Source organism: Duncaniella sp., from assembly GCF_029054785.1.
GTDB lineage: Bacteria > Bacteroidota > Bacteroidia > Bacteroidales > Muribaculaceae > Duncaniella.
The window spans coordinates 1-26,121 of the sequence record NZ_JAIDEN010000046.1; the positions used below are offsets into that span (position 1 = coordinate 1).

Genomic DNA, 26,121 nt, shown 5'->3' on the forward strand with positions numbered 1-26,121 from the left:
CTCCTTTCTCATTTACAACAATTTATCTAAAAGATACACCACTCAGATTTTTACTCTTGTTATGAAACACCCTCTTAGATAAATTGCGGATTGTGCGTATTGTTGGCAAATTTGATGTGATGGCAAGGATATTGCAGGGAAATTGCTTAATTTTGCACTTGTTTTTAGGTTTCAATCAGGTTATGTGGACAAGTGTAAAGCATATATTGCCGGCGGTCATGACGATTGCGGCGGCTTTGGAAATGTCGGCTGTTGAGCTGCCGGCTGATTCCGTGGCCGTTTGCTCCGGACTGGCGGCTGACAGCATTGCACCGGCATTCCCGATAGATTCCCTTGTCGAGACCGGGAGCAAGACCCGATGGATCGGGCAGCTGATCGATAACCGTTTCCAGATACATGACTCTACTATATATTATCCTGCTTTTCCGCGTGTGCTCCTTGACATCTACAACTGGGGTGACCGCACGTTCAACTCTTATGACAAACGCTATGTGGTCGGCACCGGAAAGAACTGGAAACTTCAGGGCAAGGTCTACGGCTGGACCGAAACGCAGACGATGCTTTTCCCGAAAAACTCCCTGCTGTCGATGCATTCCAACCTTTATTCCGACGCGGGTGCCTACATCAGCTTCATGGCTGTCAGCCTGGGCTATATGTGGAACATGGACAAGCTGTTTGACCATGACACCAAGCGCCACACTTTCAATTTCGACTTCACATGCTCGCGCTTTTCGATTAATTACAGCACGGTTTCATCGGAAGGCGGCATGATACTGACGCATATCGGCGACTATAACGACGGCAAGGATATTAATTATAATTTTGATGACATCAGCATCAAGACTGCCAACATCGACGCCTATTATTTCTTCAACCACAGCCGCTATTCCCACGCGGCGGCTTACAGTTTCTCGAAATATCAGCTGCGCACGGCCGGGACGGCTATCGTCGGGCTGAATCTTGCGGAGACTGACTCGAAGATGGATTTTTCGGGGCTTCCGGAGGACATGCGCGATGCCTTGCCTCTGGGGCAGCTGTCATATAAATTCCATCACCGGGATTTTGCGATCCTGGGCGGCTATGCCCGCAACTGGGTCCTCAAGCCGCGCCGATGGCTTCTGAACCTGACTCTGATGGGCGCGCTGGGCTATAAATATACCTATGAAGATGCCACGGATGGCCGGCGGAATCTTGTTGCCAACAACTACAAGGCTTGGCTGAGCTGTGTCTACAACCACCGCAAGCTCTTTGCCTCGGCCCAGCTCAGATCTACCGGATCGCTCTACTACAACTCAAATTTCACCCACTTCAGCACTTTTTCTTCCCTCACTCTGACAGTCGGCATGCGCTTTTGATGTGAAATGGCGCATGATGAGGGCTGTCACGAAGTAGAGCCCGGTCAAGGCCCACAGACTCAGATAGTAGTGGCTGGCATCGGCCAGAGTGGCCCCGTTGCTGTTGATGCGGATGAAACCCTCCATGCCCCAGGTTGCGGGGATCAGGTCGGAGACCATTTTCCAGAACGGACTGAAGGCATAGCGCGGCCAGGTCAGGCCTGAGAGGAAGAGAAAGACAACGGAGGTGAACACGATGACCAGCAGCGACGATTCGCGTTCGCGGACAAAGACCTGGAGCGTCTGGCCCAGAAATGTTGTGGCCAAAAGCATCACGAAGATAAGCGGCATGAAGTCGCGGAAATGGCCGATGTGGGGGAGCGAGAACATCCAGGGGACCAGCTCAAGAATGTAGTAGCTCAGAGGCAGGTAGACCATCAGGTAGCAGAGCGATTTTCCGAGCACTGTGGCAAGCGTCCCTGCCTGATAGTCCAGAGGATCGTAGCCGCGGTTCTTGCGTCGGCGGTCGGCAGCCGTTCCGGCGATCATGGTGATGCCCAGCAGCAGACTCTGCTGGAGGATCAGGACCACGATGCCCGGCATGACGAACGAGGCGAATCCCTGCGAGACATCGCCGAGGAAGTTGGCCTGGGTGTTGACCGGCAGTCCCCCGACAGTGCTTGTCAGAAGTCCGCCGTCGGCAAGACGCCGGGCCGTGATCTGAGAGACTTCGTGCATCTGGAGGTCGGTCAGGGAGAAGAGATACTGGCGGTAGCGCAGCAGCAGCGACATGTCGGAGTAGAACGAGCAGACTGCCTGCTCGCCGCGGCCTATCTTGCGGTCATAGTCGGCGGGGATCTCCAGTACGCCGTAGGCTTTCTTCTCCATCCACGCTCTCTTGGCCTCCTGCTTGTCGGCGGCATATCCGATGATGTTGAAACCCTGTGTGGCGCCGAGATTGCGCACGAGTTCGCGGCTTTCAGCCGTGCGGCAGTTGTCGATCACCACCGTGTCGATCTTCTTCACAACCTCAGGATTGTAGATGAGGGTGTAGACGATGGGATAGGCCAGGGGAAGCGCGAAGAAGAACAGGAGGACACCGACGTCGGTGAAGACCAGGCGCGTCTCACGGCGCCATACGCGGAATAAGCTTTTAAACCAATTCATAATCTCTCGTGGGTGTGGGGATATATTGTGTGGGTGTCAGTCGCAGGTTGGATGTGATCAGGGAATGTAGACCGGATGTTCGCATTGCTTGCGCAGGCGTCTGAGACCGATGAGCGGCAGCAGGGTGAACGCCAGCAGCGCCGCATAGTAGAAGCGCGAGTAGTAGAGCGGGATTCCGTTCAGGGCCTGGTCTATGTAGATCAGGAAGTAGTAACGGATGGGGACGATGTAGGAGAAGATCGCAACTCCGCCATACATTTTCTCTACCGGAAACGAGAATCCGGCTATCGAGAAGCAGAGGATGCCGGTCAGCGAGACAATCGAGAGGGCTATGCGGAAGTTGGGCAGCATTTCGGTCACGAACACCGCGAAACCCTGTGTGGCGGTCACAAGAAGCAGCATCGCAAACACCATGTGGGCCGGATGGTTGTTGAGCGGGAAGCCCAGGAAGCCGAACATGATTCCCTGGATGGCCAGTCCGACAGCCGTGAAGATGAAGGTCTGCGGGAGCAGTTTGCCAAGCAGCGCGATCCCCATGTGGCCGCGGGCTTCGGCGAGCCACTCGGTCGAACTCCCCGTCTTGTGTTCCTGACAGATGCTGAACACCGTCACCAAGAGGATGATGAGTGCCAGGAGGCAGGGGATGAACGACTGGGAGAGATAGATCGAGTAGTTGGTCCAGGGATTGTTGAGCGGATGGGTGCGCACCACCATCGGCTGCACCAGCGATCCGACCGTGGCCTCGTCGGCTCCGGCGCTGACAAGGGTTGTCTTGACGATGCCTCCGGCGGTGGTGACGGCTATGGTCTTGAAGCCCTTGAAACTCAGTGAGCCGGGCACGAAGATGGTCATGTTGGAGAAGAATGACAGGCTCGGCTGCTCTCCGGCTGTCGCTTTTTTCTGAAAGTCGGCGGGGATCAGGAAGAAGCCGTAGATTTCTCCGCTCTTGACTCCGGTGATGGCTTCGTGATAGCTTTCGAAGTCCGAATTTATGTCGATGAGTTCTGAGGCGTTGAGCGAACGCCCGATCTGCCTCGATAGCGAGGAGTGGTCGAGATCGACCATCCCCACCGGCACCTTCAGCGGCAAGCCCTCGTGCATGAGGTTGAGGAAGAAGAAAGTGCAAGCCAGGGGCACCACTAACATCATGACCACATAGATCTTTCGTGAGGTCATGAGCCGGAGTTCGCGTCTGATTATGTCGGTGAGCAACATCTTGTGGGGATTTGGTTTGTGGTTGGACCGGAGCGGTCCGGGAGGTTATTTTTTAGAGGTTGTTTTTAAACAACCTCTTACAGTTCCTTACTTCTTGAAATAGACCACGCTCATGCCGGGGCGGAGTTCGGGAAGTGTGTCAAGCGGATGGGCCTTGACTTCGAATGTCTTGCTGTCCCACTGGCCGGTGGCTTTGGTTGCCTGCCATGTGGCATAGCTGCCGAGATCGCGGACATAGTAGATCTTGGCTTTGACTTTCTTCTGTCCGAGGGCGGGGATCATGATCTCGATCTCGCCTCCGAGGGGCATGTCGTTGAGCAGTTCCTCGCGGACGTTGAAAGTGACCCATTTGTCGCTGATTTTCAGAAGGCTCATGATAGGCGCTCCCAGCGATACGAGTTCGCTCTCCTCTGGATAGACCTGGTCGATTTGGCCGTCGCAGGGGGCGATCAGATACTGGTCCTCCAAAAGGCTCTCAACTTCGGCAACTCCTCCTTTGGCTACGTCGACAAGGGCGGCTGCGCTCTCCTTGTCCTCTTTCTGAGCGCCGGTGACAGCGAGGTCAACCTGGCTTTGAGCCGCGCGGTGGGCGGCGACGGCGGCGTCATAGGCGGCTTTGGCTTCATCGCGCTTCTGCTCGGAGACCACTCCCTCTTTGTAGAGGTTCTCCATACGGGTGTAGGTCTTCTGGGTGATCGAGACGGCGGCTTCGGCCTGCGCTGCCATGTCGCGGGCGGCCTGGATGATCTGCGAGCGGGTACCGGCGTCTACCTTGCGGTTCTGGGTGCGGGCCACAGTCTCCATTCCCTCGGCCTGCATGAGCTTGGCGTCGGCCAGTGAGGAGTGGATGTGGACCAGCGTGTCACCGGCGTGTACGATGTCGCCCTCATGGACATAGAGTTTGACAACGCGTCCCGGCAGTTTGCCTGAGATGCGGACAGACGATGCGTCTGCCTGGCCCTCGACTATCTCTGAGGGCTTGTTGAGGAAGCAGAATCCTATGATGGCAAGGACGATACAGATGACTGTCATGACGGCAAGGGCCACCATGAGGATGCGGTTCTCGCTGCGTTCTGCTTTAGCGGCGGAGTTGTTCTGCGTGTCTGACATGACTGTGGATGATTTTGTTATGATGTTGATTTTTTGAATTCACTGTATATAAATAGGTGTGCCGTGGAGTTCCTTTACTCTCCTGCGGCGGTGTCGAGCCTGCCGAGCACTTTGTTGAGATAGACGTCGCAGAGGTAGACCTCGATGCGGGCGTCGATGTTCTCTGAATGGGCCTTGAGCCAGGCGGTCTGGGCTTCCATGACGTTGTCCACTGTCATGACTCCGTCGCGGAAACCGAGTTCGGCACAGCGGAGATTTTCGTCGGCTTTGCTCAGGTTGGTCTCTGTCATGGCGAAGGTCTTCAGTGCCTCGTCGGCCTTGAATGAGGCCTGGTTGACCTGAAGATCAACTAACTCGCGGGCATTGTCAAGTTGGAGGCGGGCGGCTGTGGTCTGGGCCTTGGCGGCACGGATCTTGTTGTAGTTGCCTCCCCAGTGCCAGATGGGCACGGTGAGCATGGCGCCGACCGAGAACATGCCGTTGAATTTCTTCTCAAAACCGTTAAACATGTTGGGGTTGGAGAAGGTATAGGAGCCTACAAGCGCGAGATTGGGCATCATCGAGGCCCGCGCAACGGCTTCTTTCTCCTTGTAGATCTTCACGCCCAATTCCAGCGCGCGCAGATCCTCGCGCGAGGCGTAGACCTGCTGCATGTCATAGCTGCGGGCCACAGGGGCGGTCGTCATGATCGTCTCGGCGTCTTCATCAGCCAGGGTGAAGACGGTGTGGACCGGAAGGCCGCACACCTGGGCGAGGGCCATGCGCGAGAGCACCAGGCCGTTGTCAACCTTGGTCAGATCGACCTGCGCGGAGTTTAGCTTGACATCGACCGTGAGCTGGTCGCGTCTGGTGGCCACTCCCTGTTCCACCATCAGCCCGACATTGTGGCTGAGTGTGTCGAGCAGATTGACATAGCTGACCGCGAGTTTCTGTTTGGCTTTGAGAGAGACAACCTGCCAGTAGGCCGCGTCGACGGCATAGATGATGTCCTGTGCGGTGTTGTCGTGCATGGCTTCGGCAAGCTGTTCGGCATAGCCGGTGATCTTGTTCATCGCCACGATCTTTCCCCCCATGAATATAGGCTGGGTGAGGGTGACGGCGCCGAAAAAGACATTGTGCAGGTCGTAGCTCAGTGCTTCTTTGGGCAGATAGGCCATCTGTGCCGGAATCGGTTTTCCGTCAACTATGACCGGTTTTCCGTCGACCGGATTCTTGACCAGATCGAACTCATAGCCCTTGGTTTCGGGATTGAATGTCTTGATCGGCAGCAACTGGTCGGAACCGAACACAGAGACACCCTTCTGATTGTACATATAGCCTCCGGCAAAGTCGATTGCCGGAAGATAGGCTGCGAATGCCTGGTCTTTCTCATAGCCGGCCACCTTGATCTGCTGGGCCGACCGGCGGAGATCCTTGTTGTTTTTCAATGCTAACTGCCGACACTGTTCGAGGCTCATGACGCTGCCTTCCGAGGGCAGTTCCGAGGGGCTGATCGCGGCCGCAACGAGGGCCAGGGGTGTAAGCAGGGCGATGATAAGTCTGCGTTTTGCCATGATTGGGATAGTTTGTTGAAAACGTGAGATCTTAGAGTTTGTTCACTTTTGGCTTATGTTAAGATTTAGAGACTGTTTTTAAACAACCTCTAAAAGTAAACATACTCTTTGGCCCGCCGATAGTGCTTTCGAAACGGGTCTGCAAATATAACCTCTTTTTTAGGTTAAAAGTTTAATTTGGCTTTAAGATAATTATCCCAAACAGATGAAATTTTAGCCTGTTTTGCGGATCGCCCTTTCAGAGGGGCCATGACTGCTATTTCCGCCCGAAATCTGCGGGGATTTCGCCCCAGACGGGGGTGTCCCACGTGAGGATCGGGTTGGTGATCTCGTGGGTCTGGAGCCAGAGTGTGGCGCGGCGCATCATTTCAAACAGTTGCGCGTTGGCCGCAGTGGGTTTGAGGCTCGTTTTCGGCTGACGGTTGCGCACCCATGAGCGGGCGGTGCGTGAGTCGGTGTAGATCGGCACGTTCGGACGTCCCTGCTGCGTCAGCAGCGCCAGTCCGTGGACAAGCGCCAGATATTCGCCGATGTTGTTTGTGCCGCCTTCAAACGGCCCTGCATGGAAAATCCGTTCGCCGGTTCTCACCCAGACTCCCTGATATTCAACCGGCCCTGGATTGCGTGAGCAGGCGGCGTCCACTGCAAGGGCGTCGAGCTTGATTTCCGGGAAGGCTTCGTAGTTGACATGCGGCTGGGCCGGACCTTTGGCTATGGCCGAAAGAAGTTCGAGTTGTTCGGCGGGGTCTCCACGGTAGGCGGCAACAGCTGCTTCCTGTGAGTCGAAACTTTTGAAGCGGGCGTCGGGATAGCCTTTGACCTGGAGCTGACACTCTTCCCAGGAGTCGAATACTCCTGTGGCGAAACCGTTCCAGACAACATAGAATTTTTTTCGTGGGGCCATAGATGTTCTTTGTATGGGGGTAGGTGGATGGTGGGTTGTTTCTGTTTCCTTTGGAGAGTGATGTTGTTTTGTGGGGTGAGTGGAAAGAGTTGTGGAGGAGGCGGGCTATGAGAGAGTCAGATAGATGCCGATGTCAACGCTGCGCATGCCGGTCGCCTTGGCTATCTGCGGATTGACTATGCGCCCGAAGAAGGTATAAGTGGCTTTCTGCATTCCCGGCAGCATTTTCAGAGCGTTGCTCACACCCTCGCAGCTGACAATCGAGTTCATCAGAGTGATCAGGGTGTTGCTGAGGGCCATCGCCGCCGTGCGCGCAACCGCGCAGCCTGCATGGACGAAGCAGATGCGCTCGCGCAGCGATGCCGACTTGCTGACGGCCAATGCGTCGGCAAGATCCACCGGGGTCATTGCCGGAAAGGCTTCTCCGCTGTCCGACGAAAGGTCGAAGGCGAGCACTCCGCGCTTCATCACGGAGGTCAGTTCCGTCCCGGCGCTGAATGGTTCGGCGGTCGGTGTTGCCACTACCACGTCGGCGGCGCGCAGTGCGTTTTCCAGCGTGTGGCGGTGGAGGCTTGAGGTGATCACCCACGGGCCGAGTTCCTGCGAGGCACGGCGCAGGGAGTAGACGTCGTTGTCATACATTCTGACCGTGGCTCCCAGTCCCATCGCCGAACGGGCTGCCGCACAGGCCGCTATGCCCGAACCGATGATCAGGACTTCGCAGGGGATGATTCCGGCCACTCCTCCGAGCAGGATCCCTTTGCCGCGGGCCGAGTCGGCGAGCAGTGCCGAGGCCATCGCCACGGATGCCCGTCCGTCGATCTCCGAAAGGATGTCGGCGAAAGGTGTGCAGCCTTCTGTATCTTCGATCAGGTCGAGGGCTATGGCTATGATGTGGCGGCGCAGAAGTTCCTTGATGGCGTCGGGCCGCTGGTAGCGCGCTTTGAGCAGGGTCAGAAGCATGGCGCCGCGCCGCATGCGTCTGACATCCGCGGCTTCCATCGGTGCGAGATGTATGACTATGTCGCAGCCCAAGGCTTCCTCGCGTGTGCCTACGCTCACTCCTGCGCGCATATATTGGTTGTCGGTGTAGTTGATCGCCGCCGTTGCCTCGGCTTCCATCTTTATGCGGAAGCCGCGTTCGATCAGTTCGGCGGCTGCTTCAGGTGTCAGCGGAAAGCGGCGTTCCGATGGACTCTGGCAGGCCGGCAGTCCTATTGTGAGGCTGCGCCGGTCAGTCAGTGTTTCCTGCGGCTGTGTCTGTGGGGTGGGAGTTGACTGTGACATATTTCCAAACGCTCTCTTGTTTTTAAACAATCTCTAATCCTCTTGCTGTTCTTTGAGCTTCAGGCCGAAGCGGCTGATGAAGGCCTTGCACTTTTCTTCGATCTGGTCTTCGTCTTCGAGGCAGGTGCTGTCAAAGGTTTCCGCTGCCCGGCTGTAATGGGGCATACGTTCGGCGAGCTGCCGTCTGACGAATTCTTCAAGCTGACTGTCGTCGAGAGCCGCGATCAGAGGCCGCTTGTGGCGTCCGCGCTTGAGCCGTTCGAACAGACGCTCTTCCGAGGCGTTCAGCAGAACGGTCAGACCCCTGGACTGCATCAGTTCCATGTTGCCTCCGAAGCAGGGGGTGCCTCCGCCGCAGGCCACTATCACGTCGCGTTTGCCCTCTGTGCTGACTTCGAGGAGCATCCGGCGTTCCATATCGCGGAAGGCTGCCTCGCCGTCTTCGGCGAAGATCTGGCGTATTTTTTTGCCTGCACGGGCCTCGATGTAGTCGTCGAGGTCAATGAAATCAAGCTCGCAGCGCCGTGCAAGCGCCTTTCCGAGCGTCGATTTGCCGCAGCCCATGTAGCCTATGAGAAAGATTGTCTTCATCTGTTTTCAGTGTATTCGGCTTTTGTGCCTCTAAAAATTTTTTTGCCCCTCTCCGCATTATCGCACCGGAACATGCGTCCGGAGGCTCTATCTTTGCAGCAGGGAATTTTTTGCGGATCAGATGTTCGGTCTGGTCCAGGTATAGCTTTCTGTGCAGCTGACTGTTGCGTTGAGCGGACCGACGCTCAGCGTGAACTCGCCGGCTTCAAGGGTCCACTGGCCTCTGGCGTTGACAAATGCAAGATCCGATGCAGGGATGGTAAATCGGACGGCACGTGTCTCGCCGGGCATCAGGGCTGTCTTGCTGAAACCGCGCAGACGTTTGTTGTCAGGGACAATGGACGCCACGTGGTCCGACGAGTAGAGCAGCACGGCTTCTTTGCCGTCGACCGATCCCGTATTGGTGATGTCGACGGTGACGGTCAGGATGTCTGACGGTCCGAATTCGTGTTTGTCGACCTGAAGGTTGGAGTAGGCGAATGTCGTGTAGCTCTTTCCGTAGCCGAAAGGCCACTGGACGTTGACACGGGCATCGTAGTCGTAGACTCCCTCCATCTTGCCGACCTCTTCGCTGACCTTGTAGTCATAGGTGACGAGCGAGTTGATTTCGCGCGGATATGTGAAGGGAAGTTTCGCCGAGAAGTTGCGTTGGCCGCTCAGGAGCAGTGCCAGGGCGTCGCCGCCGAAATTGCCGGGAACGATCACGTCGACAACCGCTGTGGCCAGAGGCTCGATGTCAGCTAAGATGCGCGGACGGCCTTCGTTGATGACCAGAAGGATCGGTTTGCCGGTAGTGGCGAGTGCTTTGACCATCTCGCGCTGGTTGGCCGAGAGATGCAGGTCAGTGAGGTTGCCAGGAGTCTCGCAGTAGGAGTTTTCGCCGATGCAGGCCACGATCACGTCGGCTTCCTGCGCGGCTTTCAGCGCCGGGGCGAAGTCGCTGACGGTCTCTTCCTCATAGTGGCCGTCGTTCTTGAAGCTGACGGTCGGGACATGGCTGACGTTGGCTTCGCCGAATGTGGCGGTCAGGGCTTCGAGGATGGTGTTGTAGTCCTTGGCATAGCTGTCGGTCAGATGGCCCTGCCAGGTGTATGACCATCCGCCGTTGAGCGAGCGCATGGAGTTGGCGGTCGGTCCGGTCACAAACAGGCGTGTGCCCTGTCTGAGCGGGAGCAGCCCATCTTCGTTCTTGAGAAGCACCATTGTTTCGACGGCGCTTTCGAGGGCGGCTTCGCTGAATTTCTTCGAGGCGTAGTCGGGATGGCCTTTGAGGGTGGTGTTCGGTTGGTCGAAGAGTCCGAGGCGGTATTTCAGACGGAGTGCGCGGGCGGCTGCGTCGTCGATGCGCTCCATGCTGACGCTCCCTTCCTCCACAAGCTCGCGCAGGATGGTGCAGTAGTCCACCTTGTAAGGCTCCATCGCCATGTCGATGCCTGCGTTGATGGCTATGCGGATTGCGTCTTTCTTGTCACGCGCCACTTTCTCGCGGGTGTAGAGGTTGTTGATGTCGGCCCAGTCCGTGACGATCAGTCCGTCCCACTGGAGGTCGTTTTTCAGCCATTGGGTGAGCAGCGTCCAGTCGGCGTGGACCGGAGTGCCGTTGATCGACGAGGAGTTGACCATTACGGTCAGTGCGCCGTATTTGATTGCTTCGAGATAGGGGGCGAAATGCTTTTCGCGCAGATCCGAGGGTGAGATGTAGGCCGGAGTGCGGTCTTTGCCTGAGAAGGGGACGCCGTAGCCCATGAAATGCTTCACGGAGACGGCTATGTGGTCCTTGTCGATGTGGTTCGGGTCATCGCCCTGGAATCCGCGGACGGCTGCGGCGCCCATCAGGGCGTTGACCAGCGGGTCTTCGCCATAGTTTTCCCAGAAGCGTGGCCATCGGGGATCGCGGGCGAGGTCGAGGGTGGGAGAGAAGGTCCAGGGACAGTCGCTCGCGCGGGTCTCGTAGGCTGTGATCTCAGCCGCCCGACGGGCTATCTCGGTGTTGAACGAGGCGGCGACGTTGAGGTTCTGGGGGAAGAGAGTGCCGCCGTTGGTGTAGGTGGTGCCGTGGTTCTGGTCGAGACCGTAGACGCAGGGGATGCCGATGTATTTCATCGAGGCTTCCTGAATCTGCGGGATGATCGTGTTCCAGGCTTCGGCGTCAAGGCAGTAGGAATATGGCGCGTTGAGGATCGAGCCTACTTTGTAGATCCCGAAAATCGTGTCGAGTTTCGCGGGCACGAGGCGGAAGGTGCCGTCCGGGGTCTGCTCGCCGAGAATGTCGAGCTGGATCTGGGTCATCTGGCCGATTTTCTCTTCGAGGGTCATGCGGGAGAGCGTCTCGCTGACTTTTTTCTCGATCGCGGGATCGGAGGGGATCACCGGAAGGGTGATCGGATCATAGGCCGCAGCAGGCAGAGCCAGTGCTAAGAGGGGTAGGGCTAATTTGCGGAGCATAGAGATTTGTGTCGGTTATGTTGATGTCAGGATTGTTTATTGGCGTTGTCGGCAGGGGCGCTGTCGGGCTTTGCACCGGTTGTGGGTGTGCTGTCCGGGGTAGTGCTCTCCGTCGGGCTTGTCACTGAGGCTGTCGGCTCTGCGGTGCCTGCCGCGCTTTTCTTGAGTTCCGGATAGGAGATGCGCGAGTGGTACATGGTGCGCAGGCGCTGGGCGAAGACTTCCTTGATGATGCTCACGTCGCGGAACGAGATGGGCGATTCGTTGTGCAGTCCGTCGGCGATCTGGCCGTCGATGATCTTGCTGACGAGTGCCGATATGGCTTCCGGCGAGTGGTCGCGCATCGAGCGGGAGGCGGCTTCGACGGCGTCGGCCATCATCAGCAGCGAGGTTTCTTTGGACTGCGGGTTTGGTCCGGGATAGCTGAAAGCTGCCGGATCCACTGTTTCGTCGGGGTGGGCGTTGCAGTAGGTGGTGTAGAAGTAGCGTGCTGTGCCGGCCCCGTGGTGTTCGGAGATGAATTTGCGGATCATCTGCGGCAGTTTGGCTTTTTCGGCCAGGGCGAGGCCTTCTCTGACGTGGCCGGTGACGATGCGGGCGCTTTGGATCGGGTCGAGTGTGTCGTGGGGATTGACACCGTGCTGGTTTTCGGTGTAGAAGGCCGGGTTTTTGATTTTGCCGATGTCATGGTAGAGGGCACCGGTCCTCACCAGCTGCACATTGGCGCCGATGCGGCTTGCGGCGGCTGAGGCGAGGTTGCTGACAGCCATCGAGTGGTTGAACGTGCCGGGACACTCTTCGGAAAGCTCTCTCAGAAGTGGGTTGTTGATGTCGCTCAGTTCGACGAGGGTCACGCGGGAGGTGAAGCCGAAGACTCTCTCCACGAGGAACATCAGCACGTAGCTGAACGAGATGAGGATGGCGTTGATGGCGAAGCAGCCGAAGATGCGGCCTTCGGTGCGGGAGAGCGAGCCTGACTGCATGATCTCGATCGCGGCATAGCAGATGGCGTAGGCGATGAAGATCAGGGCTGCGGTGCGTATCAGCTGACTGCGGCGTGAGAGGTCTTTGAGCGAGTCGATGGCCACTACGCCAGCGATGAACTGCACGAACATGAATTCGAGGGCGAAAGAGGTGATGATGGCGCAGATCAGTACCTGGATCAGATGGCAGAAGTAGGCTGTGCGCGAGTCCAGGAAGACCAGGATCAGAATGGGGACAATGGTGAACGGGGTTATATAAAGTCCTGTCCTGAACGCGGCCTGCATGGCGAAGGCGAAGAGGGTGAAGATCCCGATGAGGGTCATGATGAACAGGACGGTGCGGTCATCGTCGAAGTAGTCGCGGCGGAAGATGTAGAGATAGCCGTAGAGTGCGCCGAAGAGGATCAGCATGTAGAGGATCTGTCCGGCCAGAGGGTAGTAGTGCTGGCTGATGGTGCCTTTGCCTCGCTCGTCGGCCATCTGCTCGTAGGTGCGCAGGACGGTCGCCAGGCGCGAGGTGACGATGTCGCCCTTGTCGATGATGCGTTCTCCCTGCTGGATGATGCCGACCGGTGCCATCGCTTTCTGGAAGGCTTCGTCGAGCAGGCGGCGGGTGGTGACGGTGTCAATGAGGATGTTGGGCTGGAGGACTTCCGACAGGCGTGTGGCCGATACGGCCTGGTGCATCCCCTTGTTGCGGAAGAGGCTGTCAAGATGTTCGTAGGCCCGGAAGGCTGAGAGGTAGGCCGAGGTGGGCATACTGATGGCCACGTTGTCATGGATGAAGCGCACCGACGGCAGTTCGCCCGCCGTGATCTTGGCATAGGTTTCGCGGTCCACGATGCCGTTGTCATAGACGTTGCGGATCTCGCGGATGATCTGGTTGCGCTGCGCCGGGGTGATGTCAAGCCCGGTGGTGGCGTTGAGGCGTGTGGTGTAGTCTGAGACGATGGTTTTTTCTGCGATGATGTCGCGGGTGAAGACCGGCTCGAAATTCGTGTTGATGCTGTCGCGGATCTTGGCTGTGCTGAGTGAGTCAAGATGGATCGGAATGTCGAACGGTGCTGTCAGAAGCGCGTAGCTCCAGGGGCGTCCTTCCTCAAAGGCATAGTGGTTCTCGCTGGTGCGCGGGAGGAAGTAGACGGAGATTGATACCACAATGACGAATAGCAAACCCCGGAATGTAAGCTGTCGGGATGGCAGTTTGTTCATATATCAAATATATTTCGGACTACGGTCCAGATAATGATGGTCGCGAGGATGAGCAGGATGAATGTCCGGGCGCCGAGCAGGCGGCGCATCCGGCTGAAATGTCTGCCGGGAAGGCGGCTGAGGAGCAGCAGCCCGATCAGCGGAATCTCGGCAATGAAGAGGGCGTTGAATCTGACGGCTTCGGCCCAGTGGCCGTTGAGAAGGGCGTGGAGAGCCCTCTGCGAGCCGCAGCCCGGACAGGAGAGTCCGGTCAGCATCCTGAAACCGCATCGCGGATAAAGATTGGCCGAAGGGTCGACTGAGGAGTAGAGAATGATCAGCCCGACTGCGGCTGTGACGGCTGCGGCGGTCAGCAGAGGGTGTCGCAGGGCGGATGGCTTGCGTGTCGGACTGTCCATAGGGCGCGCAGGAATTCAGGTGTTGTATGGGGATGACAATGGTTGGTCGTCTTGTCAGAGCAGGCCGATGAGCATTGAGAACGGTGCCCAGATCAGACCGGCCACGAAGGAGATGATCACCCACAGCTGTGCCTTTGACGAGGCGTCGAGGGCCGCGTTGTAGTCGCCGCGCATGTAGGCGGGAGAGACTTTCGAGGCATAGATGATGGCGGGGATACCTGTCGGGATGCAGCAGCAGATGGTGGCGATGATGGCCCAGACAAGATAGTTGTCAGGCATCGGGGGCATGCGGTTGGGGTCGGCGCCGTCGTAGGGCTGTCCGTAGGACGGTTGGCCGTAAGGCTGCTGTCCGTAGGGGTTTGCACCGTAGGTCTGGCGTCCCTGGCCGTAGGCTCCTCCTGCGTATGGGTTCTGTGTTGTCTGCTGATAGGGATTGGCCGGGTAGGGTCGGGCAGGATTGACGGGCTGAGCGCCGTAGGGCTGCTGGCCGTACTGCCGGGTCTGGCGCGCGGCTATCATGGCGGCGATTTCAGGGATCCCGGCTGCTGTGGTCCAGTCGGGGAGGCCTTCATGCCACACCGGAGTCGACATTGTGATCTCCGGCATGGCTGAAAGTTCCTCGATTGACAGCGGGCCTTTCTGCACGCTGTCGGTTATTATCCAGTATTTCATCTGATCAGAATGATTTGATCTCTTTTATTTTATCTGATCAGAAGAACTTGATCTCTTTTCCGAGAATGTCGGAGAGGATGGCGTTGGCCAGACGTGATGCGCCCAGACGGAAGTATTCCGAGGTCTCTACCCACTTGTCGCCGAGGACGGTCTTGACGATGGTGTAGTATTTCAGTGCGTCTTCGGTGGTCGAGATGCCTCCTGCGGCCTTGAAACCTACCATGCGGCCTGTCTTCTCGTAATATTCCTTGATACATTCGCACATGATGTAGGTGGCTTCGAGCGAAGCGCCGGGATATTCCTTGCCGGTCGATGTCTTCAGGAAGTCGGCATCGGAGTAGAGGGCCAGGATAGAGGCGTTGCGGATGTTTTCGGCTGTCTTGAGTGCTCCAGTTTCGAGGATGACCTTCATCAGGGAGTCGCGGCAGGAGTGTTTCATTTCGATCATCTGGTCGCATACTTCTTCATAGTCCTTGTCGAAGAAGTCGCCGAGGCCGAGGACGATGTCGATTTCGTCGGCACCGGCTTCGACAGCGAGGCCGATTTCAGCAACCTTTACTTCGATGAAGCTCTGTGCGCTGGGGAAGCATCCGCCAACTGCGGCGATGTCCACGTCGCTGCATTCGAGAACTGTGCGCACGATGGGCACGAAGTTGGGGTAGACGCAGATGGCGGCTACATTGGGCAGGTCGGCATATTCGTGGGCGAAGGCGTTGACTCTTTCAGTGAAAGCGGCTACGGACTGCTGAGAGTCGGTCGATTTCAGTGTGGTGAGGTCAATCGAGTTGAAAAGTCTTTTGAGCACTTCGGGGGTGTTGTTTTCAGCGAGGTGCTTTTCAAGGATTTCATTGACTTTGGCTGCGACTTCGGCGTCGGAGGTGGTGACGCGGCTGTCGGCGATTACTTGCTGATACTTATCCATGATGATTATATTTTTTCTGTGTTTGGGGTTGATGATTCTGTTTGTTATCTATGGTTTTTGATGTTCAGTGTCGGAGAGATGTCCTGTGGGGGGGGTGATTCCGGTGGGTGGAGTGGACTTAGAGCGGTGGGATGGCCGCCGGGGCCGGTCAGTCCTCCTCCCGGTGGAGTTTGGGATTGGAGGCGTGGCGCGTTGCGTCGCGGGCCGTCTTCTTCTCGATGTTGCGGCGGAAAGCCTCGGTCAGGTCGATCCCGGTCTGGTTGGCGATAGCAGTCAGCACCCAGAGCAGGTCGGCCAGTTCGTCGGCCAAGGCATCGGGATCCTCTCCGGCCTTGAATGACTGGTCGCCGAAGCGTCGGGCCATGATGCGCGCCACCTCGCCGGTCTCTTCGGCCAGGATGGCGGTGTTGGTCAGAGGCGAGAAATACCTCACCCCCGTCGTGGTGATCCATTCGTCGACCGTTGCCTGGAGAGAGCGCAGGGAGATCGAGTCGTCCGGTGTAGGGATGATGTTCATGGCTTGTCTATTCGCGTAGTTTTGAGTCTATAACAATTGTAACGGGACCATCGTTCACCAGAGCGACCTGCATGTCGGCGCCGAAGACACCTTTTTTGACCTCGCGTCCGAGCAGGGCTTGGCACTCCGAGCAGAAACGCTCATAGAGGGGGATGGCCAGATCGTGGCCTGCGGCGCGGATGTAGCTCGGACGGTTGCCCTTGCGAGTCGAGGCGCAGAGAGTGAACTGGCTGACGGCCAGGATTTCACCTCCGGCATCGATTACAGAGCGGTTCATGACGCCCTCGCTGTCGGCAAGGATTCGCATAGCAGTGCATTTTGCGGCAAGCCAGCGCACGTCGTCTTCGCTGTCGCCCTCGGCCACGCCGACAAGAACCATCAGACCGGGGCCTATGGCACTGTGAAGCGAGCCTCCGATGCTGACCGAAGCCTCTTTTACTCGTTGAATAACTAATCTCATAAGTGCAAAAATACAAAAAAAATGAATCAACGCATCATCTTTCCTGATTTTTCCACCGTAACTGCCCCTACCGGGCCTTTTGCCAGACATTGAGGCGGGAGGGGATCAGTAGTCGCTGAAGAGGCGGGGTTTGATGACGAGGCCGACGCGGACGGTGGAGTGGAATTCCTTGTAGGCGAGGAGGCCTTCGCCGTAGCCGTTGTAGTATTGCAGGAAGAGGAACTGGTTGTCACGCTTGAAGATGCGGTAGTTGAGTTCGACGGTGGTGTTGTAGTTCATCTTCCAGCTTTTGCGCCTGACGAGGTTGACGGCGAGGCCGAAGCGTCCGTTCTGTGAGTTGAAGCTGGTGCCGACCTGATAGATGCCGCAGTAGTCGAGGATGTCTTTGTTTTCGACGCCGTCGATGATCGGGATCCAGGCTTTGCCGTGGACCACTATCTGGGGGTCGATCAGGATGCTTCCGCCGAGGCTGATGCGGTTCCAGGAGCGCGATGCGGTGCCGTCGCGGCCGTTTGATTCATGCTCTACGATGAGGTTGAGCTTGCCGACGAAGCGCCCTTTGACGAAGAGCGGTTTGGTCAGTCCGACGCCGGGGTTGAAGTTCAGGTCGGTCATCGGAAGGGAGTTTTCGAGCACGTTCCAGAAGCATTTCTGCGAGTAGAAGAGGAAGAGATAGGTCCCCCAGGGGAGGGTGCTTCGGGTCAGGCGCTGGGCTATGGAGATCTGAAACTTGATGTTGGAGTTCTCGCGTGTGACGCGCTGGCCCACAGGACATCCGAAGATGAAATAGTTGTCCTTGTAGAGTCCGAAGTAGGGGCCGTCGTCAAAGGCGCGTCTGACGCTGTCGGTGTCGATCTCGTCGTCGTTGATGTTGACGATCTGTGCGCTTGTCCTGAGGGGAAAGGCAGCCGCGAGGAATGCCGTGGATAGTATGCAGAGTGCGTAGTGCAGGAATCTTCTCATGCTGATTGGTTGAAGGGGGCGGTCTGGATGCAAAATTAAGAATAATTTCGTATTTTTGCCTGAAAATTCTGAGACTATGCGTTATTCCTCCATATTTCTGCTCCTGCCGCTGTTTCTGCTCGCTCTGCTGCCTGGCTGCGGCAATGACGAAGAGTTCATGATAAAATGCGAGATAAAGGGTCTGGGCAACAAGGGTGTCGAGATGTTTTATGTCGACCGCGATCTCCGTCGGGCTTCGTTCCATCCTGTCGACGACAAGGTGACGCTGCGCGGGGTCTCGCAGGAGCCGACTCTCGTCGAGGTGTTCACTGTCGACGGCGAGTGGCTCTTCGGCTGTGTGGCCCGCAACGGCGACGAACTGGAGGTGAAGATGGCGCTTGGCTCGCCTGAGTCGGTCAAAATCAAGGGTAATGACGATTCGAAGCGCTATGCGGCTTTCCTTGCGGCCAATGACTCGGTGTTGCGCTTGGGCGATGACTTTGCGGTCAACCGTCTGATTGCCGCTGAGGTGAGATCGAATCCGTCGGCCATCTCGTCGGCCATGCTGCTGGCTACCCGTTTCAAGGCCCGCGGCCATGAGCTGCTTGCCGATTCGCTGATCAATGCCCTGAGCCCTGAGGCGCGTCCTGCCGGGGTGATCGGCGGTTTTGCCGGTCTTCTTGGCGAGCAACTGACTCCGGCGGCGCGTGGCGATGTGAGGACAATGACTTTCCGCGCGGCTCCTGACACCGTGATCCGCTATGTTCCGGCCATGCAGAGTTACAGCCTGCTTGCTTTCGTCGGGCGCAACCGTCCGGACAGCATCCGCTCTGTCCTGCGCGAGTTTCAGGATAAGCTTCACAAGAAGCGTTTCAAGGAGATTGAGATGACCGTCATGTCAGACAGCGCTACCTGGGCGGCTTCGATCCGGCGCGACAGCACCAGATGGGTGCAGGCCTGGCTCCCCGGCGGAGTGGCCCACAATGCCGTCAGGGTGTTGCAGGTGCCTTATGTGCCGTTTTTCATCGTGACCGACAGTCTTGGCCGTCAGATTTACCGTGGCGGGTCGGTCAGCGCCGCCGCCGATACCGTGCGTTCGCGCCTGGCTCCCTATTTCCGGGAGGTGGCTGCGACCGACTCTGTCAGCGACTGAGAGGTTGGTGTAAAACCTACCAAAGCTAACTGCGGCAGGTTTTGCACATCCACAAACCAAAGCCAATTGCAGCAGGTTTTGCAACATCTTCAGATGCAGGCAATAAAAGGGGATGGATGAGCGTTATGAGTAGGCATAGCCACAACACAGAACAGGCATAGCCTCCATAATAGAAAGAATGAAAACACTCCTCAGCATAGTCCTGATGTCGGCCATCACTCTGATCCTCGCCGGATGTATAGAGGACGGTATCGACACTTCACCCTCATCGCAGCCTGAATTTTCGGTGGACACGCTCTTTCTGGGCACGGTGTTCACCGATCAGCCCACACCCACCAGCCGTTTTATGGTCTATAACCGTCATGACAGGATCATCAGCATCAGCGACATCTCCCTGCGTGGCGGCGGCAGTGATTTCCGTCTGAATGTCGACGGATTTGCCGGAGAGAGCTTCCACAATGTCGAGATACGCCCGAAGGACTCAATTTTTGTCTTCGTAGAGGCCACTCTCAGCCCCAACGGCGCTCCCGGCCTTTCGAAAATCAACCGGATAATAGACTTCACGACCAACGGCGTGACCCGCAGTGTGGTTGTCCATGCCGACGGTCAGGATGTCAGCCGCATCAAGGGTGAGGTCATCGAATCCGATACGCGTTTCGAGGCCACATATCCCTATCAGATTTTCGATTCGCTCGTTGTCGGACCGGGTGCCACTCTGACACTCGCTCCCGGCACTACTCTCCATTTCCATGACAAGGCCTTCTGCCGCGTTGAAGGGACTCTCGTCAGCGAGGGGACTCCTGAGAAGCCGGTCAATCTCTGCGGCGACCGCACGGGCAACGTCGTGGGACAGATCCCGTTCGACCTGATGGCCTCGCAATGGCGCGGGCTTGAATTCGCTCCTGAGAGCCGTGGAAACAGTCTGAGCCACACGATCGTGCGCAACACTGTCAGCGGTGTGCTTGCCGACTCGCTCTCGCAGGTCACTATGCTCAACTGCCGCCTGCGCAACAGTGCGGGCTATACGCTCAGGGCGCGCTATGCCGATCTGCGTATTGTCGGCTGCGAGCTGGCCGAGGCCGCCGAGGGGGTATTTTCAATCACCGGGGGGACTACTGTGGTCAATCACTCGACCATCGCAAACTACTATCTCTTCTCGGTTCTCCGTGGAGCTTCTGTCCAGTTTGACCACTACAATTCGGAGAGCGACAACGGATCGGGGATGCCATATCTGACGGCTGATTTCACCAACAGTATCATCTACGGCAACGGCACAGATCTCTCGGTCGGCGATTTCTCAGGCTGCCAGGTGACGCTGCGGCGCTGTCTGTTCAAGAGCGAGGGCAGTGACGATGACAATTTCCTGTCATGTATCTGGGACACGGATCCGCTCTACTACACCGTGCGCAACGACTATTATTTTGACTATCGCCTGAAGCCCGATTCGCCTGCGCTCGGCGCGGCTGATCCGGCTCTGACATTTCCGGAGGCCGTGAAGGACTTCTATGGAGTCAGCCGCCTTCCCGGAGCGCCCAATCTCGGTGCCTACCAGGCCGCCGGGGAGGAGCAGTGAGAGTCCGGGTACGCTCCCCACAATTTATTAATGGAACAATCAGTTGGCAAAAGCGAAGGACACCTTCCCGATGTCCTTCGCCAGATAGTAACAATTTGTCTGTAAAATTGATTTTTGGTCTTGGATCCTTAAAATGATTGTAGATTTCAGGGGCTCAAGCAGACCCCAAGGACCAAGATTCACGTAAAATCAGTGGTTATATGAGTTGTTTTGGAATCACAAAGTCTTCAATGAGGCTCTTTGTGTTTGAGAATTTCGTTGTTTAGTGATATTTGCTTTAAGTTAATTGAAGGTAGTAGTAAAATTGGTGGTAAATGAAAGTATGTAGATAGTAGAATCAAGTAATTTCTATTTATGATAGCAAAATTAACTAAAAAAATTACCCCCCCCGAAAATTTTAACGTACTTTAACGTATTTGATGTATTTCGAATTTTTCCTTGATATTGTCGTTAAATATTTGGATTTGGAAGGTTCATTACAATAAGGGGCTGCCTTGAAACTGCTTCAGAGCAGCCGGGGTGCCGATAGCTTGTTGCGCTTAATACAAAAAGGCCTCCGGCGGGGATACATTGGTTAGTATCGCGGCCGGAGGCGCTTGGTGGTGTGTGTTGGAGAATTCTATTATTCAGAAAGGATCGAGGGTGCGTTGTAGACGCGGCCTGCAAGTTCCTGATCAAGCATGTAGAGACCCATGCCGTCGTTTCCGATGAGGGAGTATTTGTCGATGAGTGTGCGGCAGTTGTCTTCTTCCTCCACCTGCTCGCTGACAAACCAGTTGAGGCGGTCGCGGGTAGCGTAGTCTTTCTCGGCTTCAGCCAGAGAGTAGAGATCGTTGATGAGGGCTGTCACTTTCTTTTCGTGTTCGAGTGTAGCCTTGAAGGCTTCGAGAGGAGATGCCCATGAGGTGGGGACGGGGTCAATGGCTTTAAGCTCTACACGGCCTCCGCGCTGGTTGACGTAGTTCATGAAGATTGTGGCGTGGGCCTGTTCTTCCTGAAACTGGATTTTGAACCAGTTGGCAACGCCCGGCATTCCTTCGGCCTGGAAGTGGAGCGACATTGAAAGATAGAGATATGCGCTCCAGAATTCGGCGTTGATCTGGGCGTTGATTGCGTCCTGAATTTTGTTGTTTAACATTGCAGTTTGTGATTTGAGTTGATCATAAAATTTCAGAAAGCAAAAATAAGAACTTTCTGTAAAAAAAGCCTTGTTGAAGGGGATATTTTTTCCTTTACGGTTAGCCTAAGAGGTTGTTTAACAACAATAGTTAAAATCTGAGCGAAAGTTTTGAGGTGAATATGGCTCCTTTCTCATTTACAACAATTTATCTAAAAGATACACCACTCAGATTGAACTCTTGTTTTTAAACAACGACCTCTAACAACTGAATCGGTCGTATAGTTTTTGGAATTTGAGGGCTATTTCGGGGTTGCAGAGGTTGTTGATTGAACCGGCGTGGGTGTGGCTGACTGAGCGCACGGGCTGATAGGTGCCTTCCTGGACTTCGAGTCCGACTTTCTTGTAGGCTTCGCGGAAGGGCATTCCGTCGAGCACGAGGCGGTTGACTTCCTCGACGGTGAAGAGGTAGTCGTAGCGGGGATCGTCGATGATGTCGCGGCGGATGCGTATGTGCTGCAACATGAAGTCGGCCATGTCGAGACAGTCGATGATCTCGGTGGTTGCGGGGAAGATTATGTCCTTGAGCAGTTGGAGGTCGCGGTTGTAGCCGAGCGGGAGGTTTGCGGTGAGCAGGGCGATTTCGTTCTGGATGCTCTGCAAGCGGTTGCACTTTCCGCGCATGATCTCGAAGACGTCGGGGTTTTTCTTGTGGGGCATGATGGAGGAGCCGGTTGTCAGTTCGTCGGGGAAGGATACAAAGCCGAAGTTCTGACACATCCACATGCAGACGTCCATTGCGAGATGGCCGAGGGTAGAGGCGATTGCGCTGATGGCCATCGAGGCTGCGCGTTCGGTCTTTCCGCGCGACATCTGGGCGGCGACCACGTTGTAGTGGAGGGTTTCGAAGCCGAGCAGACGGGTGGTCATTTCGCGGTCGAGGGGGAAGGAGGAGCCGTAGCCTGCGGCTGAACCGAGTGGGTTTTGGTTGGCGATGTTGTAGGCGGCCACGAGCATCTGCATATCGTCGGCGAGCGATTCGGCATAGGCGCCGAACCAGAGGCCGAAGGATGAGGGCATGGCTACCTGGAGGTGGGTGTAGCCGGGCATGAGCACATCCTTGTATTGTTCGCTGAGGGCCTGGAGGCGCTTGAAGAGGCGGGCTGTCGCGTCGGCGATGTGGCGAAGTTCGTCGCGCATGAAGAGTTTGAGGTCTACGAGTACCTGGTCGTTGCGCGAGCGGCCTGAGTGGATTTTTTTGCCGATGTCGCCGAGGCGGGCTGTCAGCATGAATTCCACCTGGGAGTGGACGTCTTCCACTCCGGGTTCGATTGTGAATTCGCCGCGTTCGATGACTTCGGCGATTTCGCCAAGGGCTTTCAGCAACACTTCAAGTTCGTCGGTTTTTAGCAGGCCGATGCTTTCGAGCATTCTGATGTGGGCCATTGAGCCTTCTACGTCGTAGCGGGCCAGGCGCAGGTCGAGTTCGCGGTCGCGGCCTACGGTGAATTCTTCTATCATTTTGTCGGGCTCGAAGCCCTTGCTCCAGAGTTTCATTTTTTCTTCAGGGGTTGTTTTTGGGGGGATTAGGCTAATTAGTCCAATTAGTCTAATTGGTCCAATTAGTCAGATTAGGCCAATTAGTCAAATTGGCCAAATTAGTCAAATTGGGCCAATTGGTTTGCGGTGCGGGTGATGAGGCTGCGGTAGAGGGGGAGGGCGGCTTCGATCTCGCTGAGACAGACGTATTCGTCGGCGGAGTGGCTGCGCGATGACCGGCCCGGTCCGATTTTCAGTGAGGGGAAGTCGTACATGAGCGACATGTCACTGGTGGTCGGGGAGACGAAGGGCGTCAGCCCCAGGCCGACGGCTGTGCTGACCAGCGGATGGTCACGGCTGATGACCGAGGCGCGGACGCGGGTCGAGCGGGGGGTGAGGGTGGTGTGGGGGCTGACGGCTGTGCGCAGCAGGCTGACGGTCTCTTCGTTTGAGAAGGCGTCGGTGGTGCGGATGTCGACAACCCATCTGCATTCGTCGGGGATAGCGTTGTGCTGCCATCCGGCGTTGATCTGGGTGACGTTCAGCCCTATCGGTCCGAGGATGTCTGACTCGGCGGGGAAGCGGAATGAGCGGAGGGCTTCGATGTCGGTCATGGCCCGGTAGATGGCGTTGATTCCTTCGCCGCGGGCGGCATGGCCAGTCACTCCTTCCGTGAGGCAGTCGAGCACTACGAGTCCGCGTTCGGCTATGGCGGGCTGCATTTCTGTCGGTTCGCCGACAATCGCGCAGCTGATGCTGATACCTTTTTCGCTGAGGTGGGGTAGAAAGGCTCTCATGCCGTTCTCGCCTCCGACTTCCTCTTCGGCTGTGATGGCCAGAAGGAGGTTGACGGGGAGGGTGGCGCCGCGCAGGGAGAGAAAGGTATTGGTCAGGGCGGCGACGGAGGCTCCGGCGTCGTTGCTGCCGAGGCCGTAGAGACGCCCTTCGCGGATGTCGGGGCTGAAGGGGTCGAGGGTATAGCTCGCGGCGGGTCTGACGGTGTCGTGGTGGGAGTTGAGCAGCAGAGTTGGGCGCGAGGGATCAAAGCCTTCGGAGAGGGCGTAGACATTGTTGCGGAAACGCACGGGCGCGGCTCCCTTTTCGGCCAGATGGTCGAAGATGAGCTGCGCGGTGGCCCCTTCGTCGCGGGAGAAGGAGGGGACGGCGATCATGCGTCTGAGCAGGTCAATTTCTGATGACAGTGCCTGTGGACAGGTTGAGGGCATCGGAGTGCTTTATGGTTACGGATCTGACGCCGGCGTTGATTGCGGCGAATGCGTTGTCGATTTTGGGGATCATGCCTTTGCTGACCACTCCTTCGGCCCGCAGACGGGCGTAGGTCTCAGGGGTGATCAGGGGGATGACGGAGTCCGGGCGGTCGATGTCGGCCATGACTCCGGGCTGTTCGAAGCAGTATACCAGCTCGACGGGGGCGATGCGGGCCACGCCTGTGGCCACAGCTGAGGCTATTGTGTCGGCGTTGCAGTTGAGCAGGGAACCGTTGCCGTCGTGGGTGATGGCGCAGAAGACGGGGGTCACTCCGGCATCGAGCAGGGAGCCGATCAGGGAGTCGTTGACGCCGTCGGGAGCGATGTCGCCCACGAAACCGTAGTCGATCGGCTCAGGTTTGCGGCGGCTTGCCCTGATGGCGTTTCCGTCGGCACCGGTGAGTCCCATTGCGTTGCATCCGGCGGCCTGGAGCATGGAGACAACACGCTTGTTGACCAGTCCGGCGTAGACCATTGTGACCACGTCGAGGGTCTCGCGGGTGGTGACGCGTCGCCCTTCGATCATGGTGGTGGGGATTTCGAGGCGCGAGCTCATGCGTGTGGCTTCCTTGCCTCCGCCGTGGACGAGGATTTTGCGTCCGGGCAGTTTCACGAAGTCGCCGATGAAACGGGCGAGGGCTTCGGGGTTGTCGACGACATTGCCTCCGATCTTGATCACTCTGACTGTCGTGTCCATCATTTCAGGCTTTCAAGAAGACGTTTGAGGACAACCTGGGCCGAGATCTCGCGGTTGGCGGCTTCGGGAATGACGATGCTGCGGTCTGATTCGATGACATCGTCGGTCACGATCATGTTGCGGCGCACGGGGAGGCAGTGCATGAAGAAGGCATTGTCGGTGAGGGCCATCTTCTCGCTGTCGACGGTCCAGGCGCGGTCGGTTGACAGGATCTTGCCGTAGTTGGGGTCGGAATATGCCGACCAGTTCTTGGCATAGACGAAGTCGGCGCCTTCGAGGGCCTTGCGCTGGTCGTATTCGACACGGGCCTTGCCGACGAATTCGGGGGCAAGCTCATAGCCTTCGGGGTGGGTGATGACGAAGTCGTAGTCCGTGGCGTTCATCCATTCGGCAAAGGAGTTGGGGACGGCCTGAGGGAGCGCGCGGGGATGGGGTGCCCAGGTCATGACCACCTTGGGGCGCTCCTTGGTCTTGAATTCCTCGATGGTGATGAGGTCGGCGAAGCTCTGGAGGGGATGGCGCGTGGCGGCCTCCATGCTGAAGACGGGGCGGCCTGAGTAGCGGATGAACTGGTTGATGACTCTCTCCTCGTAGTCCTCGGCCTTGTCTTTGAGACCTGCGAAGGAGCGGACGCCGATGATGTCGCAGTAGGAACCCATGACGGGGATGGCTTCAAGAAGGTGTTCGGCCTTGTCGCCGTCCATGATTACCCCGCGCTCGGTCTCAAGTTTCCAGGCGCCCTGGTTGACATCGAGGACAATGACGTTCATGCCGAGGTTCATGGCGGCTTTCTGGGTGCTCAGACGGGTGCGCAGACTTGAGTTGAAGAAGATCATCATCAGGGTCTTGTTGCGTCCGAGGTCTGAGAATCCGAAACGGTTGGCTTTGATTTCGAGGGCTTCTCTGACGGCGAGGTCAAGAGGGCCTATGTCGGTGACGTTTGTGAAGTGGTGCATTTTTCAGGAGGGTTTTTGAGAGGGTGTTTCATAACAATAGTTAAAATCTGAGCGAAAGTTTTGAGATGGATATGGCTCTGAATTGAAGGAGCATAGCGTGCTATGT

Annotated in this window: 23 protein-coding genes; 3 read left to right on the plus strand and 20 right to left on the minus strand. The window is 56.9% G+C overall.

Annotation, left to right across the window (positions count from 1 at the left end; all coding sequences use genetic code 11):
* The first annotated feature begins 182 nt into the window (after positions 1-182).
* A complete protein-coding gene (locus K2H17_RS02950; protein ID WP_300131227.1) occupies positions 183-1,355 on the plus strand; it encodes a DUF4421 domain-containing protein in 1,173 nt (390 codons plus the stop codon).
* On the opposite strand, the gene K2H17_RS02955 is transcribed toward K2H17_RS02950, so the two are convergent.
* From K2H17_RS02955 to K2H17_RS03025, 15 genes are all read right to left on the minus strand, one after another.
* Positions 1,293-2,501, minus strand: coding sequence for an ABC transporter permease (locus tag K2H17_RS02955; RefSeq protein WP_300131228.1), 1,209 nt, complete (start codon positions 2,499-2,501; stop codon positions 1,293-1,295). The genes K2H17_RS02950 and K2H17_RS02955 overlap by 63 nt on opposite strands.
* A 57-nt stretch (positions 2,502-2,558) precedes the next feature.
* Positions 2,559-3,716, minus strand: a complete 1,158-nt coding sequence (locus K2H17_RS02960; protein ID WP_300131230.1) for an ABC transporter permease — start codon at positions 3,714-3,716, stop codon at positions 2,559-2,561.
* A gap of 87 nt (positions 3,717-3,803) precedes the next feature.
* Positions 3,804-4,826 carry an HlyD family efflux transporter periplasmic adaptor subunit gene (locus K2H17_RS02965; RefSeq protein WP_300131231.1) on the minus strand — a complete coding sequence of 341 codons (1,023 nt, stop codon included), beginning with the start codon at positions 4,824-4,826 and terminating at the stop codon, positions 3,804-3,806.
* Positions 4,827-4,900: 74 nt separating this feature from the next.
* Entirely contained in the window at positions 4,901-6,379 is a 1,479-nt protein-coding gene (locus K2H17_RS02970; protein WP_300131232.1) for a TolC family protein, read from the minus strand.
* 256 nt (positions 6,380-6,635) lie between these two features.
* Positions 6,636-7,283 carry a ribonuclease H family protein gene (locus tag K2H17_RS02975; protein ID WP_300131234.1) on the minus strand — a complete coding sequence of 216 codons (648 nt, stop codon included), beginning with the start codon at positions 7,281-7,283 and terminating at the stop codon, positions 6,636-6,638.
* Positions 7,284-7,388: 105 nt separating this feature from the next.
* The gene (locus K2H17_RS02980; protein ID WP_300131236.1) at positions 7,389-8,570 is read right to left on the minus strand and encodes a hypothetical protein; all 1,182 of its coding nucleotides are present in this window, start codon (positions 8,568-8,570) and stop codon (positions 7,389-7,391) included.
* Positions 8,571-8,603: 33 nt separating this feature from the next.
* Positions 8,604-9,161, minus strand: a complete 558-nt coding sequence (locus tag K2H17_RS02985) for a shikimate kinase (protein ID WP_300131238.1) — start codon at positions 9,159-9,161, stop codon at positions 8,604-8,606.
* A 117-nt stretch (positions 9,162-9,278) separates the two neighbouring features.
* Positions 9,279-11,606, minus strand: coding sequence for a glycoside hydrolase family 3 N-terminal domain-containing protein (locus tag K2H17_RS02990; protein WP_300131240.1), 2,328 nt, complete (start codon positions 11,604-11,606; stop codon positions 9,279-9,281).
* A 26-nt stretch (positions 11,607-11,632) separates the two neighbouring features.
* Positions 11,633-13,801, minus strand: coding sequence for an HDIG domain-containing metalloprotein (locus tag K2H17_RS02995; protein ID WP_300131242.1), 2,169 nt, complete (start codon positions 13,799-13,801; stop codon positions 11,633-11,635).
* Complete coding sequence (locus tag K2H17_RS03000; protein ID WP_300131244.1) at positions 13,798-14,199, minus strand: DUF2752 domain-containing protein; 402 nt, start codon at positions 14,197-14,199, stop codon at positions 13,798-13,800. The genes K2H17_RS02995 and K2H17_RS03000 overlap by 4 nt, the downstream gene beginning before the upstream one ends.
* Before the next feature lie 54 nt (positions 14,200-14,253).
* Positions 14,254-14,871 carry a CD225/dispanin family protein gene (locus K2H17_RS03005; protein WP_300131246.1) on the minus strand — a complete coding sequence of 206 codons (618 nt, stop codon included), beginning with the start codon at positions 14,869-14,871 and terminating at the stop codon, positions 14,254-14,256.
* Between the two features lie 37 nt (positions 14,872-14,908).
* Entirely contained in the window at positions 14,909-15,793 is an 885-nt protein-coding gene (deoC, locus tag K2H17_RS03010; protein WP_300131249.1) for a deoxyribose-phosphate aldolase, read from the minus strand.
* A 148-nt stretch (positions 15,794-15,941) separates the two neighbouring features.
* A complete protein-coding gene (locus tag K2H17_RS03015) occupies positions 15,942-16,280 on the minus strand; it encodes a nucleotide pyrophosphohydrolase (protein ID WP_300131269.1) in 339 nt (112 codons plus the stop codon).
* A 37-nt stretch (positions 16,281-16,317) separates the two neighbouring features.
* Complete coding sequence (dtd, locus tag K2H17_RS03020; protein ID WP_300131252.1) at positions 16,318-16,770, minus strand: D-aminoacyl-tRNA deacylase; 453 nt, start codon at positions 16,768-16,770, stop codon at positions 16,318-16,320.
* 105 nt (positions 16,771-16,875) lie between these two features.
* Complete coding sequence (locus K2H17_RS03025) at positions 16,876-17,733, minus strand: phospholipase A (protein ID WP_300131254.1); 858 nt, start codon at positions 17,731-17,733, stop codon at positions 16,876-16,878.
* 76 nt (positions 17,734-17,809) lie between these two features.
* On the opposite strand from K2H17_RS03025, the gene K2H17_RS03030 reads away from it, so the two are divergent.
* Both K2H17_RS03030 and K2H17_RS03035 read left to right on the plus strand, forming a co-directional pair.
* Entirely contained in the window at positions 17,810-18,865 is a 1,056-nt protein-coding gene (locus K2H17_RS03030) for a hypothetical protein (RefSeq protein WP_300131255.1), read from the plus strand.
* 178 nt (positions 18,866-19,043) lie between these two features.
* Entirely contained in the window at positions 19,044-20,438 is a 1,395-nt protein-coding gene (locus tag K2H17_RS03035; protein ID WP_300131257.1) for a hypothetical protein, read from the plus strand.
* Positions 20,439-21,060: 622 nt separating this feature from the next.
* Here K2H17_RS03035 and K2H17_RS03040 read toward each other — a convergent pair.
* The 5 genes from K2H17_RS03040 to K2H17_RS03060 all read right to left on the minus strand — a co-directional run bounded on the left by K2H17_RS03040 (position 21,061) and on the right by K2H17_RS03060 (position 26,015).
* Positions 21,061-21,576: a ferritin gene (locus K2H17_RS03040; protein WP_300131259.1), complete on the minus strand. Its 516-nt coding sequence runs from the start codon at positions 21,574-21,576 to the stop codon at positions 21,061-21,063.
* Between the two features lie 240 nt (positions 21,577-21,816).
* A complete protein-coding gene (gene argH / locus K2H17_RS03045) occupies positions 21,817-23,112 on the minus strand; it encodes an argininosuccinate lyase (protein ID WP_300131261.1) in 1,296 nt (431 codons plus the stop codon).
* A 101-nt stretch (positions 23,113-23,213) separates the two neighbouring features.
* Positions 23,214-24,320, minus strand: a complete 1,107-nt coding sequence (locus tag K2H17_RS03050) for a M20/M25/M40 family metallo-hydrolase (RefSeq protein ID WP_300131264.1) — start codon at positions 24,318-24,320, stop codon at positions 23,214-23,216.
* Positions 24,280-25,059 carry an acetylglutamate kinase gene (gene argB, locus K2H17_RS03055; RefSeq protein ID WP_300131271.1) on the minus strand — a complete coding sequence of 260 codons (780 nt, stop codon included), beginning with the start codon at positions 25,057-25,059 and terminating at the stop codon, positions 24,280-24,282. Before argB ends, K2H17_RS03050 begins: the two co-directional genes overlap by 41 nt.
* Positions 25,059-26,015, minus strand: a complete 957-nt coding sequence (locus K2H17_RS03060; protein WP_300131266.1) for an acetylornithine carbamoyltransferase — start codon at positions 26,013-26,015, stop codon at positions 25,059-25,061. Before K2H17_RS03060 ends, argB begins: the two co-directional genes overlap by 1 nt.
* Between the last annotated feature and the right edge of the window lie 106 nt (positions 26,016-26,121).

Excerpts from the sequence above, each read along its gene's own strand:
- K2H17_RS02950 (WP_300131227.1), top strand. The coding sequence starts at position 183 with ATGTGGACAAGTGTAAAGCATATATTGCCGGCGGTCATGACGATTGCG.
- K2H17_RS02955 (WP_300131228.1), bottom strand. The coding sequence starts at position 2,501 with ATGAATTGGTTTAAAAGCTTATTCCGCGTATGGCGCCGTGAGACGCGC.
- K2H17_RS02960 (WP_300131230.1), bottom strand. The coding sequence starts at position 3,716 with ATGTTGCTCACCGACATAATCAGACGCGAACTCCGGCTCATGACCTCA.
- K2H17_RS02965 (WP_300131231.1), bottom strand. The coding sequence starts at position 4,826 with ATGTCAGACACGCAGAACAACTCCGCCGCTAAAGCAGAACGCAGCGAG.
- K2H17_RS02970 (WP_300131232.1), bottom strand. The coding sequence starts at position 6,379 with ATGGCAAAACGCAGACTTATCATCGCCCTGCTTACACCCCTGGCCCTC.
- K2H17_RS02975 (WP_300131234.1), bottom strand. The coding sequence starts at position 7,283 with ATGGCCCCACGAAAAAAATTCTATGTTGTCTGGAACGGTTTCGCCACA.
- K2H17_RS02980 (WP_300131236.1), bottom strand. The coding sequence starts at position 8,570 with ATGTCACAGTCAACTCCCACCCCACAGACACAGCCGCAGGAAACACTG.
- K2H17_RS02985 (WP_300131238.1), bottom strand. The coding sequence starts at position 9,161 with ATGAAGACAATCTTTCTCATAGGCTACATGGGCTGCGGCAAATCGACG.
- K2H17_RS02990 (WP_300131240.1), bottom strand. The coding sequence starts at position 11,606 with ATGCTCCGCAAATTAGCCCTACCCCTCTTAGCACTGGCTCTGCCTGCT.
- K2H17_RS02995 (WP_300131242.1), bottom strand. The coding sequence starts at position 13,801 with ATGAACAAACTGCCATCCCGACAGCTTACATTCCGGGGTTTGCTATTC.
- K2H17_RS03000 (WP_300131244.1), bottom strand. The coding sequence starts at position 14,199 with ATGGACAGTCCGACACGCAAGCCATCCGCCCTGCGACACCCTCTGCTG.
- K2H17_RS03005 (WP_300131246.1), bottom strand. The coding sequence starts at position 14,871 with ATGAAATACTGGATAATAACCGACAGCGTGCAGAAAGGCCCGCTGTCA.
- deoC (WP_300131249.1), bottom strand. The coding sequence starts at position 15,793 with ATGGATAAGTATCAGCAAGTAATCGCCGACAGCCGCGTCACCACCTCC.
- dtd (WP_300131252.1), bottom strand. The coding sequence starts at position 16,770 with ATGAGATTAGTTATTCAACGAGTAAAAGAGGCTTCGGTCAGCATCGGA.
- K2H17_RS03025 (WP_300131254.1), bottom strand. The coding sequence starts at position 17,733 with ATGAGAAGATTCCTGCACTACGCACTCTGCATACTATCCACGGCATTC.
- K2H17_RS03030 (WP_300131255.1), top strand. The coding sequence starts at position 17,810 with ATGCGTTATTCCTCCATATTTCTGCTCCTGCCGCTGTTTCTGCTCGCT.
- K2H17_RS03035 (WP_300131257.1), top strand. The coding sequence starts at position 19,044 with ATGAAAACACTCCTCAGCATAGTCCTGATGTCGGCCATCACTCTGATC.
- K2H17_RS03040 (WP_300131259.1), bottom strand. The coding sequence starts at position 21,576 with ATGTTAAACAACAAAATTCAGGACGCAATCAACGCCCAGATCAACGCC.
- argH (WP_300131261.1), bottom strand. The coding sequence starts at position 23,112 with ATGAAACTCTGGAGCAAGGGCTTCGAGCCCGACAAAATGATAGAAGAA.
- K2H17_RS03050 (WP_300131264.1), bottom strand. The coding sequence starts at position 24,320 with ATGCCCTCAACCTGTCCACAGGCACTGTCATCAGAAATTGACCTGCTC.
- argB (WP_300131271.1), bottom strand. The coding sequence starts at position 25,059 with ATGGACACGACAGTCAGAGTGATCAAGATCGGAGGCAATGTCGTCGAC.
- K2H17_RS03060 (WP_300131266.1), bottom strand. The coding sequence starts at position 26,015 with ATGCACCACTTCACAAACGTCACCGACATAGGCCCTCTTGACCTCGCC.